The organism is Streptomyces sp. NPDC053427, from assembly GCF_044544985.1.
GTDB lineage: Bacteria > Actinomycetota > Actinomycetes > Streptomycetales > Streptomycetaceae > Streptomyces.
Window position 1 is genome coordinate 154,613 of the sequence record NZ_JBITYA010000009.1, and the last position, 13,709, is coordinate 168,321.

A 13,709-nucleotide genomic window follows, 5' to 3' on the forward strand; every position below is an offset into this window, starting at 1 on the left:
CATCCCGTACCTGAAGAGGTCTTCAGGCGGCTTCAGCTTCCCTTCAGGTGCGTTCCGCGACGGTGGGGTCACTGCCGATCACCGGGCCGGACGACACCGGCCCGCCGTACAGGGGAGCACTCATGAAGCGCCATATCGTCATCGCCACCGCCGCCGCGGCCGCCCTCATCGCGGGCGGCACCGCCACCGCGGTCGCCGTCAACAGCGGCGACGGGCCCGACGGCACCCGGTCCGGCGCCCCGGCGAACGTGCGGGTCGCGGCGCACGACGACGACCGGGGCCGCGGCGAGGACGGCCGGGACGACCGCGGACGGGACGATCGCGACGACGACCACGGCCGGGAGGACGTCCGCGAGGCGAACGCCGCCGAGGTGACCGCACCGCAGGCCGCGGCGGCCGCGCTGAAGGCCGTCCCGGGCGCGGTGGCCGGCCTCGACCTGGACCGGGACCGGCCCGGCCTGGTCTGGGAAGCGGATGTGCTCGGCAAGGACGGCAAGTGGCACGAGGTCACGCTGGATGCCGTCAACGGCCGCGTACTGAACCAGCACATCGATCACGAGGACGACGGCACCGACCCCAGGGGCGCGAAGGTCGACGCCGCGGCCGCCGCCCGTGTCTCCGCCGCGCACGGCACGGTGACCTCCGTCGACCTGGACGACGACCACCGGGCGAAGGCGGTCTGGGAGGTCGAGACGGTGAGCAAGGACGGCAAGGAGCACAAGCTGCTGGTCGACCCGCGGTCCGGGAAGGTGACGGCCGCGCCGGCGCACGACGCGGACGACGACGACAACGGTGGCGCCGACGACTGAGGCCGGCGCGCAGGGGCCGCCCCGGGCACCGGGGCGGCCGTCCTCAGCCCCCGTTCGTCAGGCCGTCCACCAGCTCGTCGGCCGCTCGGTAGGGGTCCGTCTCCCCCGTGACGATGCGCTCGGCCAGCGCGTCCAGCCGGCGGTCTCCGCTGAGGTCGCCGATCCGCTCGCGCAGCGCCGTGACCGCGATCGTCTCGACCTCCCGCGCCGCACGGGCCCGGCGGCGCTGGGCCAGCACCCCGTGCTCCTCCATCCAGGCGCGGTGCTTCTCCAGCGCCTCGACGACCTCGTCCACGCCTTCGCTGCGGGCCGCGACCGTCTTGACGATCGGCGGCCGCCAGTCGCCCGGCGACCGCGCTTCGCCCAGCCCCAGCATGTGGTTGAGCTCGCGGGCGGTGGCGTCGGCGCCGTCGCGGTCGGCCTTGTTGACGACGTAGACGTCGCCGATCTCCAGAATGCCCGCCTTCGCGGCCTGGATGCCGTCGCCCATGCCCGGTGCCAGCAGCACCACGCTGGTATCGGCCTGCGAGGCGATCTCCACCTCGGACTGCCCGACGCCGACCGTCTCGACGAGGACGACGTCGCAGCCCGCCGCGTCCAGGACGCGGATCGCCTGGGGGGCGGCCCAGGCCAGGCCGCCGAGATGGCCGCGGGTGGCCATGGAGCGGATGTAGACGCCGGGGTCGGAGGCGTGGTCCGACATCCGGACGCGGTCGCCGAGCAGGGCCCCGCCGGAGAACGGCGAGGACGGGTCGACGGCCAGGACGCCGACCCGTTTGCCCGCCTTGCGGTAGGCCGTCACCAGGGCGGAGGTGGTGGTGGACTTCCCGACGCCGGGTGAACCGGTCAGCCCGACCACATAGGCGTTGCCGGTGAGCGGCGCGAGCGTCGCCATCACCTCGCGCAGCTCCGGCGCCGCCCCCTCGACGAGGGAGATCAGCCGGGCCACCGCCCTCGGGCGGCCCTGCCGGGCCTGCTCCACCAGCTGCGGGACGTCCACCATCGCTGCGCGTCTCCTTCGGCTCGGTCCGTTTCGCGGTTACTTACCCGGTACGCGGATGATCAGCGCGTCGCCCTGGCCACCGCCGCCGCACAGCGCGGCGGCGCCCACGCCACCGCCCCGGCGGCGCAGCTCGAGCGCGAGGTGCAGCACGATGCGGGCGCCGGACATGCCGATCGGGTGCCCCAGGGCGATCGCACCGCCGTTGACATTCACCTTTTCCGGGGACACCCCGAGGTCCTTCATTGACTGCACGGCGACGGCGGCGAACGCCTCGTTGATCTCGATCAGGTCAAGATCTTCGACGGCCAGGCCTTCCTTGCCCAGGGCGTGGTTGATGGCGTTGGAGGGCTGCGACTGGAGCGAGTTGTCGGGGCCGGCGACGTTGCCGTGCGCGCCGATCTCCGCGATCCACTCCAGGCCCAGTTCCTCGGCCTTGGCCTTGCTCATCACGACCACGGCGGCCGCGCCGTCGGAGATCTGCGAGGAGGTGCCGGCGGTGATCGTGCCGTCCTTGGCGAAGGCCGGGCGCAGCTTGCCGAGCGACTCGGTGGTGGTGTCGCCGCGGATGCCCTCGTCCTTGCTGAAGAGGACCGGCTCGCCCTTGCGCTGCGGGATCTCGACGGGGGTGATCTCGGCCTCGAAGAGCCCGTTCTTCTGGGCGGCGGCGGCCCGCTGGTGGGAGCGCGCGGCGATCTCGTCCTGCTCGGGGCGGGCGATGCCCAGGCGGGTGTTGTGCTTCTCGGTGGACTCGCCCATCGCGACGCCCTCGTAGGCGTCGGTGAGGCCGTCGTGGGCCATCGCGTCGAGCATCTCGACGGCGCCGTACTTGAAGCCCTCGCGGGACTTGGGCAGCAGGTGCGGCGCGTTGGTCATGGACTCCTGGCCGCCCGCGACGACGACGTCGAACTCGCCCGCGCGGATCAGCTGGTCGGCCAGCGCGATCGCGTCGAGGCCGGAGAGGCAGACCTTGTTGACGGTGAGCGCGGGGACGTTCATGGGGATGCCGGCCTTGACGGCGGCCTGGCGGGCGGGGATCTGCCCGGCGCCGGCCTGGAGCACCTGGCCCATGATCACGTACTGCACCTGGTCACCCCCGATGCCTGCCCGGTCGAGGGCCGCCTTGATGGCGACCGCGCCCAGATCGGCGCCGGAGAAGGTCCGCAGGGATCCCAGGAGGCGGCCCATGGGGGTGCGCGCTCCCGCCACGATCACCGAGGTGGTTGCGTTCGTGCCGTTCGTTGCAGACATGCGGTGCGGCCTTCCTTTGCAGGGAAGTTAACGAGGGTTCCCGTCAATGTACTGAGCGGTACGCCCGGGGTCACCGGGAAGCGGGTGTGATCGCGCGCACGTTGCGTAACCAGCCGTGCGGGCGGTGCACTGGAGCCATGCTGACGCGAATCGACCACATCGGGATCGCCTGTTTCGACCTCGACAAGACCGTCGACTTCTACCGTGCCACGTACGGTTTCGAGGTGTTCCACTCCGAGGTCAACGAGGAGCAGGGCGTCCGGGAAGCGATGCTGAAAATCAATGAGACGTCCGACGGCGGCGCCTCGTACCTGCAGCTTCTGGAGCCGACCCGGGAGGACTCCGCGGTCGGTAAGTGGCTTGCGAAGAACGGTGAGGGGGTCCACCACATCGCCTTCGGTACGGCGGATGTGGACGGCGACGCCGCGGACATCCGCAGCAAGGGCGTACGGGTCCTCTACGACGAGCCGAGGACCGGCTCGATGGGCTCCCGGATCACCTTCCTGCACCCCAAGGACTGCCATGGCGTACTGACCGAACTCGTCACCGCCGCGCCCTCCTCCCCGGCGGACCACTGACCTATACGTTCCCCGGCCGGTAGAGTGCACCTTCGGCCGGGGTACGGGAGTGGGGCTCGGCCCATACTCTGCCGATGATCTGACACCATTTCTTCGGAAGGGTCAGCTCCGATGGGCGCGAGTCCGGTACGACGTGACGTGTACGGGACGAGCATTCGCAGGACGGAGTCGGCCGCCACCATGACCAGGGGACGGATGGGACCGCGCAGTGCGGGGCAACGACCGCTACGAGGCTGACGACCACCTCTCGCAGTTCGAGGCCGAGATGGAGCGGCTGAAGACCGAGCGGGACAAGGCCGTCCAGCACGCCGACGACCTCGGCTACCAGGTCGAGGTGTTGCGCGCCAAGCTGCACGAGGCGCGCCGCAACCTCGCGGCCCGCCCTGCCTACGACAACATCAGCCACCAGGCCGAACAGCTGCTGCGCAATGCGCAGATCCAGGCGGACCAGCTGCGGACGGACGCGGAGCGCGAGCTGCGCGAGGCGCGGGCGCAGACCCAGCGGCTGCTCCAGGACCAGGCCGAGCGGCAGTCCCGGCTGGAGGCCGAGCTGCACGCCGAGGCGGTCACCCGCCGGCAGCGGCTCGACGAGGAGCTCAATGAGCGCCGGCAGACCGTCGAATCGCACGTCAACGAGAACGTCGCCTGGGCCGAACAGCTGCGGGCACGCACGGAGTCGCAGGCCCGCCGCCTCATGGAGGAGTCGCGGGCGGAGGCCGAGCAGGCGCTGACGGCCGCGCGGGCCGAGGCCCAGCGGCTGGCCGAGCGGGCCCGCGAGCGCCTGGACACCTCGGCCGAGGAGGCCCGTACCGAGGCCGAATCCATCCTGCGCCGGGCACGCACCGACGCCGAGCGGCTGCTGAACGCCGCCTCCAACCAGGCCCAGGAAGCGACCGATCAGGCCGAGCAGCTGCGTACGACGGCCGGTACGGAGTCGGAGGAGGCGCGCCGGGCGGCCGCGGAGCTGACCCGCAGCGCCGAGGCGCGGATCCAGGAGGCGGACACCGCGCTGCGCGAGGCGCGCACCGAGGCGGACAAGCTCCTCGAGGAGGCCCAGCAGGCCGCCGGCAAGCGGCTGTCGGCCGCGGAGTCGGAGAACGAGCAGCGCACCCGTACGGCCAAGGCGGAGATCGCGCGGCTGGTCGGCGAGGCGACCAAGGAGTCCGAGGCGCTCAAGGCCGAGGCCGAGCAACTGCGCGCGGATGCCCGTACGGAGGCCGACCGGCTGCTCGCCGAGGCGCAGGAGAGCGCGCGGTCCAAGGCGGCCGAGGACTCCGCGGCGCAGCTGGCGAAGGCGGCGCGGACCGCCGAGGAGGTGCTGACCAAGGCGTCGGAGGACGCCAAGGCCACCACCAAGGCGGCGGCCGAGGAGGCCGAACGGCTGCGCAGCGAGGCCGAGTCCGAGGCGGACCGGCTGCGCGAGGAGGCGCACGACACCGCCGCGCAGCTGAAGGGCGCGGCGAAGGACGACACCAAGGAGTACCGCGCCAAGACCGTCGAACTCCAGGAGGAGGCGCGGCGGCTGCGCGGCGAGGCGGAGCAGCTGCGGGCGGACGCGGTCGCCGAGGGCGAGCGGATCCGCAGCGAGGCCCGCCGGGAGGCCGTGCAGCAGATCGAGGAGGCGGCCGGTACCGCCGAGGAGCTGCTGGCGAAGGCCAAGGGCGATGCGGAGGAGACCCGTTCGGGTGCCGTCGCGGAGAGCGAGCGGGTACGGACCGAGGCCATCGAGCGGGCGTCGGCGCTGCGCCGGCAGGCCGAGGATGCGCTGGAGCGGGCCCGTTCGGAGGCCGAGCAGCTGCTGCTGGAGGGCACCCAGGCCGCCGAGACGCTGACCACGACCGCCGAGGACAGCGCCCGGGAGCTGCGCGCGGAGGCCGAGCGGGCCGCCGAGGAGAAGCGCACCGAGGCGCAGGCCGAGCTGGACCGGCTGCACACCGAGGCCGAGAGCAGGGTCACCGCCGCCGAGGACGCGCTGCGCGAGGCGCGCGCGGAGGCCGAGCGGCTGCGCCGGGAGACGCAGGAGGAGGCGGCCCGGCTCAAGGCGGAGGCCGCCGACCGGCGCCGCGCGCTCCAGCAGGAGGCCGAGGCGGAGGCCGAGCGGCTGCGGGCCGAGGCGGCCACGGATGCGTCGGCGGCGCGTTCGGAGAGCGAGGCGGTGGCCGTACGGCTGCGCAGCGAGGCGGCGGCCGAGGCGGAGCGGCTCAAGGCGGAGGCGCAGGAGACCGCGGACCGGGTGCGCGCGGAGGCGGCGACGGCCGCGGAGCGCACGGGTACGGAGGCGGCGCAGGCGCTGGCCGAGGCGCAGGAGGAGGCCGCGCGGCGGCGCCGGGAGGCCGAGCAGCTGCTGGGCGAGGCCCGCGAGGAGGCCCATCAGGAGCGCACGGCGGCGCGGGAGCAGTCCGAGGAGCTGCTGGCGTCGGCCCGTACGCGGGTGAGCGAGGCGCAGGCGGAGGCGGAGCGGCTGGTCGAGGAGGCGGACCGGCGCGCCGGCGAGCTGGTCGCGGCGGCCGAGCAGACCGCGCAGCAGGTCCGGGACTCCGTCGCCGATCTGCACGAGCAGGCCGAGCAGGAGATCGCCGGGCTGCGGTCGGCGGCCGAGCACGCCGCGGAGCGCACCACGACCGAGGCGCAGGACGAGGCGGACCGGGTCCGCAAGGACGCCTACGACGAGCGGGAGCGCGCCTCCGAGGACGCGGCGCGGGTGCGGCGCGAGGCGCAGGAGGCGTCCGAGGCCGCGAAGTCCATGGCGGAGCGGACGGTTTCCGAGGCCTTCGAGGAGGCCGAGCGGCTGCGTACCGAGGCGGCGGGGGTGCTGGACGAGGCGCGCCGGGACGCCAACGGGGCGCGTACGGAGGCCGCGGAGCAGGCGGACCGGCTGCTGACGGAGGCGACCGAGCAGGCCCAGAAGCTGGTCGCGGACGCCACGGCGAAGGCCCAGCAGCTGCGGACCGAGGCGTCGGATGCGCTGGCGTCGGGGGAGCAGGACGCGGCGCGGGCCCGTGCGGAGGCGCGGGACGACGCGAACCGGATGCGGTCGGACGCCGCCGGGCAGGCGGACGCGCTGATCACCGAGGCGCGTACGGAGGCCGAACGGATCGTCACCGAGGCCACCGAGCTGACGTCCTCGGCGCAGGACGACGCGAACCGCATGGTCGCCGAGGCCCAGCAGACCGCCGACCGGCTGCGCGCGGAGGGCGAGCAGCAGGCGCACGCCATGGTCACCGAGGCGTCCGAGGCCGCGGAGCGGCTGCGGACCGAGGCGGCCGAGGTGCTGGAGAAGGCGCGGACGGACGCCGAGGAGACCGGCGACGAGGCGCGCAAGGCGGCCAACAAGACGCGGTCGGACGCCGCGCAGCAGGCCGACGAGCTGATCTCGGAAGCCGGTACGGAGGCCGAGCGGCTGCGCGCCGAGGCGGCGGAGACCACGGCCACCGCCGAGCGGGACGCGGACCGTACCCGGGCGGATGCCCGCGAGCAGGCGGAGGGGATGCTCGCCGGGGCCACCGCGGAGGCGGACCGGCTGCGGGCGGATGCGGCCGAAACGGTCACCGCGGCACAGGAGCACGCCAATCGCACCCGCGGTGAGTCCGCGAAGGTCAAGGAGGACGCCGAGGCGGAGGCGGAGCGGCTGCGGACGGAGGCCCAGCAGGAGTCGGACCGGCTGCTGGACGAGGCCCGCAAGGACGCCGCCAAGCGTCGCGCGGACGCCGCCGAGCAGGCCGATCAGCTCATCGCCAAGGCCCAGGAGGAAGCCCTCAAGACGGCCACCGCGGCCGAGGAGCAGGCCGACACGATGGTGGGGGCGGCACGCAACGAGGCCGACCGGCTCGTCACGGAGGCGACGGCCGAGGGCAATGCGCGGGTGGAGAAGGCCCGTACGGACGCCAACACCCTGCTGGAAGAGGCCCGCGGGGACGCCACCGCCATACGGGACCGCGCCGAGGAGCTGCGGGTGCGGGTCGAGGGCGAGGTCGAGGAGCTGCACGACCGGGCCCGCCGGGAGTCGGCGGAGACGATGAAGAACGCCGGCGAGCGGGTCGACAAGCTCATCGCGCAGGCCACGGAGCAGCAGGTGGAGGCCAAGGAGAAGGCCGATCAGCTGCTGTCGGACGCCAACAGCGAGGCGAGCAAGGTCCGGATCTCGGCGGTCAAGAAGGCCGAGGGCCTGATCAAGGAGGCCGAGAACAAAAAGGCCGAAGCGGTGCGCAACGCCGAGCGGATGCACACCGAGGCGGAGGCCGAGGCCGCCCGGATCGTGGACGAGGGCAAGCGCGAGCTGGAGGTTCTGGTGCGCCGGCGGGAGGACATCAACGCCGAAATCTCCCGCGTTCAGGACGTATTGGAAGCCTTGGAGTCCTTCGAGGTGCCCGGGGGCGGCGCGGAGGGCAAGGGTGGCGTCAAGGCGGCTGCGGGGGCGGGCGCAACTCGTTCGAGTGGCAAGCAGTCTGAAGGGTAGCCACTCAAATGAGGGGTCATTCTCCACTTCAAACGCGCAATGACTCGATGACACGCCGTTAAGACCCCTAGGATTCCCCTTATCACCTCACCGGTCTCTTTCGACAGGAACCCCATGAGCGACACATCCTCCCCCTTCGGCTTCGAGCTCGTGCGGCGTGGGTACGACCGCGGTCAGGTGGACGACCGCATTACCAAGCTCGTCGCCGACCGTGACAGCGCGCTGGCCCGCATCACGTCGCTGGAAAAGCGGATCGAGGAGCTGCACCTCGAGACGCAGAACGCCCAGGCTCAGGTCAACGACGCCGAACCGTCCTACGCAGGCCTCGGTGCGCGCGTCGAGAAGATCCTCCGCCTCGCCGAGGAGGAGGCCAAGGACCTGCGCGAGGAGGCCCGCCGGGCCGCCGAGCAGCACCGCGAGCTGGCCGAGTCGGCCGCCCAGCAGGTCCGTAACGACGCCGAGTCGTTCGCCGCCGAGCGCAAGGCGAAGGCGGAGGACGAGGGCGCGCGGATCGTCGAGAAGGCCAAGGGCGAGGCGTCCACACTGCGTGCCGAGGCGCAGAAGGACGCGCAGTCCAAGCGCGAGGAGGCGGACTCCCTCTTCGAGGAGACCCGCGCCAAGGCCGCCCAGGCGGCCGCCGACTTCGAGACGAACCTGGCCAAGCGCCGGGAGCAGTCCGAGCGCGACCTGGCCTCGCGTCAGGCCAAGGCCGAGAAGCGGCTCGCGGAGATCGAGCACCGCGCCGAGCAGCTCCGCCTGGAGGCCGAGAAGCTCCGTACCGACGCCGAGCGCCGCGCCCGCCAGACGGTGGAGACGGCCCAGCGCCAGGCCGAGGACATCGTGGCGGACGCCAACGCCAAGGCCGACCGGATCCGCAGCGAATCGGAGCGCGAGCTGGCGGCGCTGACCAACCGCCGCGACTCCATCAACGCGCAGCTGACCAACGTCCGCGAGATGCTGGCGACGCTGACCGGCGCGGCGGTGGCCGCGGCCGGCGCCCCCGGCGAGGAGGAGTCCATCTCCCGGGGCGTCCCCGCCCAGCAGAGCCGCTGACGCCCGGCAGGTCCCGCCCGGCAGCTTCCCGCGCCCCCGTACCGCCACTGCGGCGGTAGGGGGGCGCGGTCGTGTGACGGGGCGCCGCGCCCAGTGGCGAGGCCCCCGGGGCGCCCCTAGCGTGCTGTACATGATCGAGCTCGAGGGGCTGACGAAGCATTACGGGGACAAGCTGGCGGTGGACCACCTCACCTGTACGGTGCGGCCCGGCATCGTCACCGGCTTCCTCGGCCCCAACGGCGCGGGCAAGTCCACGACCATGCGGATGATGCTCGATCTGGACAATCCGACCGAGGGCACGGTCCGCATCGACGGCAAGCACTACCGCCAGCTGAAGGACCCGCTGACGTATGTCGGCGCGCTGCTGGACGCCAAGGCGATGCACGGCGGCCGGAGCGCGTACCACCATCTGCTCTGCCTGGCGCAGAGCAACGGCATTCCGCGCGGCCGGGTCGGCGAGGTGCTGGACACGGTCGGCCTGACCTCGGTCGCCGGGAAACGCTCCAAGGGCTTCTCGCTCGGCATGGGCCAGCGCCTGGGCATCGCGGCGGCGCTGCTCGGCGACCCGGAGATCCTGATGTTCGACGAGCCGGTCAACGGTCTCGACCCCGAGGGCATCCACTGGATCCGCAACCTCATGAAGAACCTGGCGGCGCAGGGCCGTACGGTCTTCGTCTCCTCCCATCTGATGAGCGAAATGGCGCTCACGGCCGACCATTTGATCGTGATCGGCCAGGGCCGGCTGATGGCGGACACCTCGATGGCCGCTTTCATCCGGGAGAACTCGCGCTCCTACGTCCGGCTGCGCTCCCCCGAGCAGGAAAAACTCCTCGATCTGCTGCATGCCGAGGGCATCGAGGCGGTGGCGGTCGGCAACGGCTCGCTGGAGATCGACGGGGTGCCGGCGGCCCGGCTGGGCGAGATGGCCGCCCGGCATCAGCTCGTCCTGCATGAGCTGAGCCCCCAGCAGGCGTCGCTGGAAGAGGCCTTCATGCAGCTCACCGCGGAATCCGTGGAGTATCACGCGCACGACGACCGGCCGACGGCGGTGCGGCCGCGGCCCGTGGACGGCACGCCGGTGCGGCCGGACGGCTGGGGCGCGGACTGGCAGAAGCACCGGCAGCAGCAGAAGAAGGGGAGCTGACCGATGGCGGCGGTCACACAGGTCCTGCGCTCGGAATGGACCAAGATCAGATCGGTACGGTCGACGGTGTGGACGCTCGGCATCGCCGTGGTGGTCACCATCGCGCTGGGCGTGCTGATCTGCATTCTGGCCAGAACCGACTTCCACTCCATGTCGGCCGATTCCCGGGTCGCCTTCGACCCCACCAACATCAGCTTCGCCGGGATGGGCCTGGGGCAGCTCGCGATGATCGTCTTCGGGGTGCTGGTGGTCTCCAACGAGTACAGCACCGGCATGATCCGGGCCTCGCTCGCCGCCGTACCGCAGCGCGCCACCTTCCTCTTCTGCAAGCTGCTGGTGGCCACCGCGCTGGTCCTCGTCGTCGGCCTGGCGACGAGCTTCGCGACCTTCTTCGCCGGCCAGACGGCCCTGGGTGATCACCGGGCGCACCTCGGCGATCCCGGTGTCCTGCGCGCCGTGATCGGCGGCGGCCTCTACATGACGCTGATCGCGCTGTTCTCCATGGGCGTCGCCGTGATGCTCCGCAGTCCCATGCTCTCGCTGGGCATCCTCATGCCGTTCTTCTTCCTGATCTCCAACATCCTCGGCAATGTCTCGGCCACCCGGAAACTCGGCCGCTATCTCCCCGACCAGGCCGGCCAGAAGATCATGCAGGTCGTCCCGCGGGTGGGCGACGATCTCCCGTACGGGCCCTGGGGCGGCCTCGGCATCATGATCGCCTGGACGCTGGCGGCGCTCGCGGGCGGCTTCGTCCTCCTCAAGAAACGCGATGCCTGACGCGCAGCGCCCGCCCGGAGAGTGCCGCAGCCCACCAGGATTGACGGGAACCGTCAAGGTCCCGATAGCCTCATAACCCTCACGGGGGTACGAGGGCGCCTCTGCCCCGACCACCATGCAAGGGGCGGAGAATGATCGAGGCAGTCGGCCTGACGAAGCGCTACGGCGCCAAGACGGCCGTGCACAACCTGTCCTTCCAGGTACGGCCGGGAACCGTCACCGGCTTCCTGGGGCCCAACGGCTCCGGCAAGTCGACGACGATGCGGATGATCCTGGGCCTGGACACACCGACCTCGGGCCACGCCACCATCTCCGGTCGCCCGTTCCGCAAACTCCCCAACGCGCCCCGCCAGGTGGGCGCGCTGCTCGACGCGAAGGCCGTGCACGGCGGCCGCAGCGCGCGCCAGCATCTGCTCTCGCTCGCCCAGCTCTCCGGGATACCGGCCCGCCGGGTCGACGAGGTGCTCGGCGTGGTCGGCCTCCAGGCCGTGGCCGGGCGCCGCTCCAAGGGCTTCTCGCTCGGCATGGGCCAGCGCCTGGGCATCGCGGCGGCGCTGCTCGGCGACCCGCAGGTGCTGCTCTTCGACGAGCCGGTCAACGGCCTCGACCCCGAGGGCATCCTGTGGGTGCGCAACCTGATGAAGCAGCTGGCGGCGGAGGGCCGTACGGTCTTCGTCTCCTCCCACCTGATGAGCGAGATGGCGCTCACCGCCGAGCACTTGATCGTCATCGGCCGCGGGCAGCTGCTCGCCGACATGGCCGTCAAGGACTTCATCTCGGCCAACTCCGCCGACTTCGCCCGGGTTCGCACCCCCGACACCGAGCCCGAGCAGCGCGAGAAGCTGACCTCGGCGCTCGACGAGGCGGGTGCCCGGGTCGAGCGCGAGCCGGACGGTGCGCTGAAGGTGACCGGGCTGCCGCTCCCCCGGATCAGCGATCTCGCGCACGGGGCCGATGTCCGGCTGTGGGAGCTCTCGCCGCACCAGGCCTCTCTGGAGGAGGCGTACATGCAGCTCACCCAGGGCGCCGTGGACTACCGCTCGACGGCCGACCAGCGGGTGGGCCTGCAAATGCCGGTCGGATATGCGCCCGGCCAGGGCCAACCGCATCCGTATGCCGGCCAGGCCCCGTACATGCAGCAGCCGCCCGCCGTTCCGGGGCCCGGTTACCCGCCCCCGGGGCAGGCTCCGAGTCACCCGTACGGGGCACCCGCACCCGAGCAGTACGGTGCACCCCACCCGTACGGGCAGCCGCCGCAGCCCGCCGCGCCGATGCCGCCGGCCGCCCCTGCCGCCCCCGCCGCCATGCCCACGCCGCAGAACGAGGACGCCCGATGACCAGCCCTCAGCAGCCGCAGCCCCAGCCGCAGCCTGAGCGCGGACCGCACGACACCGGCGCGCACGAGCAGCCGGTACCGGCCTCCCCCGCGCTCGACTCCGCTCGCGCGGGGGGACCCCCACCGCCGATGCCGCCGGCCGCGCCCCAGGGCCCGCCCGCGCCCGCCGGGGAAGCCGGCACGATGATGCTCCAGGCCCAGCAGCCGCCACAGCAGCAGCCCGCGCCGGGCCCCACGCCGGCCAAGGAAGCGGGCACGATGATGCTCCAGGCCCAGCAGCCGCTCCCCCAGCCGCACCCGGAGCCCCGGCCGCTCGCCGCGCACGGCCCCGGCAGGGAAGGGGGCACGATGATGCTCCAGGCCCAGGCCGCCCCGGCTCCGCAGCCGCACCAGCAGCCGCACCAGCAGCCGCAGGCACAGCCCTACCAGCAGCCGGTCCCCCCGCAGGCCCACCCCCAGCAGCAGCCGCAGCAGTTGCAGCCCGCCGCCAACTGGCAGGGCGGACAGCCCGGTTACGTCTCCCCGATCCCGGTGAACAACACCCACCTCGGCCACGCCCTGGCCTCCGAGTGGACGAAGATCCGCTCGGTGCGCTCGACGATCTGGACGCTGGGCGTGATGGTCCTGCTGATCGTCGGCATCGGCCTGCTCACCGCCACCGCCATGTCGGGCCACACCGCCGACCCCCGGATCGCCTTCGGGTTCTTCAGCGTCATGCTGGGCACCCTGTGCATCATCCCGCTCGGCGTCCTGGTGATCTCCTCCGAGTACGGGACGGGGATGATCCGGACGACCATGACCGCCTGCCCCAGCCGGGCCCGGGTGCTCGCCGCCAAGGCGATCGTGTTCTTCCTGCTCGCCTTCGTGATCACGACGCTGTCCACCACGCTCGTCGCCGCCGTGATGTCCGGCGTGGTGGACGGCCCGGAGCCGACGACCGGCGAATGGCTGCGGTGCACGGTGGGCGCCGGACTCTATGTCTCGGTGCTCGGCCTGCTCGCCCTGGCGGTCGGCTCGCTGCTGCGGCACTCCGCCGGCGCCATCAGCGCCATGTTCGGCGTGGTCCTGCTGCCGATGCTGCTCGCGGTCTTCATGCTCGGCGCGAACAGCCTCAAGTGGCTCACCGAGGCGCTGATCAACTACTCGGTCCCCAACTCCCTGGCGACGCTGTACGGCATTCCGTTCCTCGGGGAGTCCGGCCCGCAGGGCTGGAACCCGCTGTGGATCCTCGCCGGCGTCACCGCCGTCGTGCTGGGCGCCGCATTCGCCGTCCAGGAGCGGCGCGACGTGTAGACCCCGGGGACG

At 72.5% G+C, this 13,709-nt stretch carries 10 protein-coding genes; 8 read left to right on the forward strand and 2 right to left on the reverse strand.

Annotated elements, in window-relative coordinates; translation table 11 throughout:
• The first annotated feature begins 122 nt into the window (after window positions 1-122).
• A complete protein-coding gene (locus tag ACIGWZ_RS25275; RefSeq protein ID WP_400068322.1) occupies window positions 123-809 on the forward strand; it encodes a PepSY domain-containing protein in 687 nt (228 codons plus the stop codon).
• Between the two features lie 43 nt (window positions 810-852).
• On the opposite strand, the gene meaB is transcribed toward ACIGWZ_RS25275, so the two are convergent.
• Window positions 853-1,812 (reverse strand): methylmalonyl Co-A mutase-associated GTPase MeaB, encoded by a 960-nt coding sequence (gene meaB / locus ACIGWZ_RS25280; RefSeq protein ID WP_400068324.1) that lies wholly within the window; start codon window positions 1,810-1,812, stop codon window positions 853-855.
• A 36-nt stretch (window positions 1,813-1,848) separates the two neighbouring features.
• Window positions 1,849-3,024 carry an acetyl-CoA C-acetyltransferase gene (locus ACIGWZ_RS25285; RefSeq protein WP_400068748.1) on the reverse strand — a complete coding sequence of 392 codons (1,176 nt, stop codon included), beginning with the start codon at window positions 3,022-3,024 and terminating at the stop codon, window positions 1,849-1,851.
• 173 nt (window positions 3,025-3,197) lie between these two features.
• Between ACIGWZ_RS25285 and mce the strand changes: the two genes are divergently transcribed.
• The 7 genes from mce (at window position 3,198) to ACIGWZ_RS25320 (ending at window position 13,697) form a co-directional block, all read left to right on the forward strand.
• On the forward strand, window positions 3,198-3,638 hold the full coding sequence (gene mce, locus ACIGWZ_RS25290) for a methylmalonyl-CoA epimerase (RefSeq protein ID WP_400068326.1): 441 nt from the start codon (window positions 3,198-3,200) through the stop codon (window positions 3,636-3,638).
• A 208-nt stretch (window positions 3,639-3,846) separates the two neighbouring features.
• Complete coding sequence (gene scy, locus ACIGWZ_RS25295) at window positions 3,847-8,094, forward strand: polarized growth protein Scy (protein WP_400068328.1); 4,248 nt, start codon at window positions 3,847-3,849, stop codon at window positions 8,092-8,094.
• A 114-nt stretch (window positions 8,095-8,208) separates the two neighbouring features.
• Window positions 8,209-9,147 carry a cellulose-binding protein gene (locus ACIGWZ_RS25300; protein WP_400068330.1) on the forward strand — a complete coding sequence of 313 codons (939 nt, stop codon included), beginning with the start codon at window positions 8,209-8,211 and terminating at the stop codon, window positions 9,145-9,147.
• A gap of 130 nt (window positions 9,148-9,277) precedes the next feature.
• Complete coding sequence (locus tag ACIGWZ_RS25305; RefSeq protein WP_400068332.1) at window positions 9,278-10,291, forward strand: ATP-binding cassette domain-containing protein; 1,014 nt, start codon at window positions 9,278-9,280, stop codon at window positions 10,289-10,291.
• Between the two features lie 3 nt (window positions 10,292-10,294).
• The gene (locus ACIGWZ_RS25310; protein ID WP_400068334.1) at window positions 10,295-11,068 is read left to right on the forward strand and encodes an ABC transporter permease; all 774 of its coding nucleotides are present in this window, start codon (window positions 10,295-10,297) and stop codon (window positions 11,066-11,068) included.
• A 131-nt stretch (window positions 11,069-11,199) separates the two neighbouring features.
• Window positions 11,200-12,405, forward strand: coding sequence for an ABC transporter ATP-binding protein (locus tag ACIGWZ_RS25315; protein ID WP_400068336.1), 1,206 nt, complete (start codon window positions 11,200-11,202; stop codon window positions 12,403-12,405).
• On the forward strand, window positions 12,402-13,697 hold the full coding sequence (locus ACIGWZ_RS25320) for an ABC transporter permease (protein WP_400068338.1): 1,296 nt from the start codon (window positions 12,402-12,404) through the stop codon (window positions 13,695-13,697). The genes ACIGWZ_RS25315 and ACIGWZ_RS25320 overlap by 4 nt, the downstream gene beginning before the upstream one ends.
• The last annotated feature ends 12 nt before the right edge of the window (window positions 13,698-13,709 follow it).

What these genes read in the sequence shown, in the direction of transcription:
- ACIGWZ_RS25275 (WP_400068322.1), top strand. Translation starts at nt 123, where the DNA reads ATGAAGCGCCATATCGTCATCGCCACCGCCGCCGCGGCCGCCCTCATC.
- meaB (WP_400068324.1), bottom strand. Translation starts at nt 1,812, where the DNA reads ATGGTGGACGTCCCGCAGCTGGTGGAGCAGGCCCGGCAGGGCCGCCCG.
- mce (WP_400068326.1), top strand. Translation starts at nt 3,198, where the DNA reads ATGCTGACGCGAATCGACCACATCGGGATCGCCTGTTTCGACCTCGAC.
- ACIGWZ_RS25300 (WP_400068330.1), top strand. Translation starts at nt 8,209, where the DNA reads ATGAGCGACACATCCTCCCCCTTCGGCTTCGAGCTCGTGCGGCGTGGG.
- ACIGWZ_RS25305 (WP_400068332.1), top strand. Translation starts at nt 9,278, where the DNA reads ATGATCGAGCTCGAGGGGCTGACGAAGCATTACGGGGACAAGCTGGCG.
- ACIGWZ_RS25310 (WP_400068334.1), top strand. Translation starts at nt 10,295, where the DNA reads ATGGCGGCGGTCACACAGGTCCTGCGCTCGGAATGGACCAAGATCAGA.
- ACIGWZ_RS25315 (WP_400068336.1), top strand. Translation starts at nt 11,200, where the DNA reads ATGATCGAGGCAGTCGGCCTGACGAAGCGCTACGGCGCCAAGACGGCC.
- ACIGWZ_RS25320 (WP_400068338.1), top strand. Translation starts at nt 12,402, where the DNA reads ATGACCAGCCCTCAGCAGCCGCAGCCCCAGCCGCAGCCTGAGCGCGGA.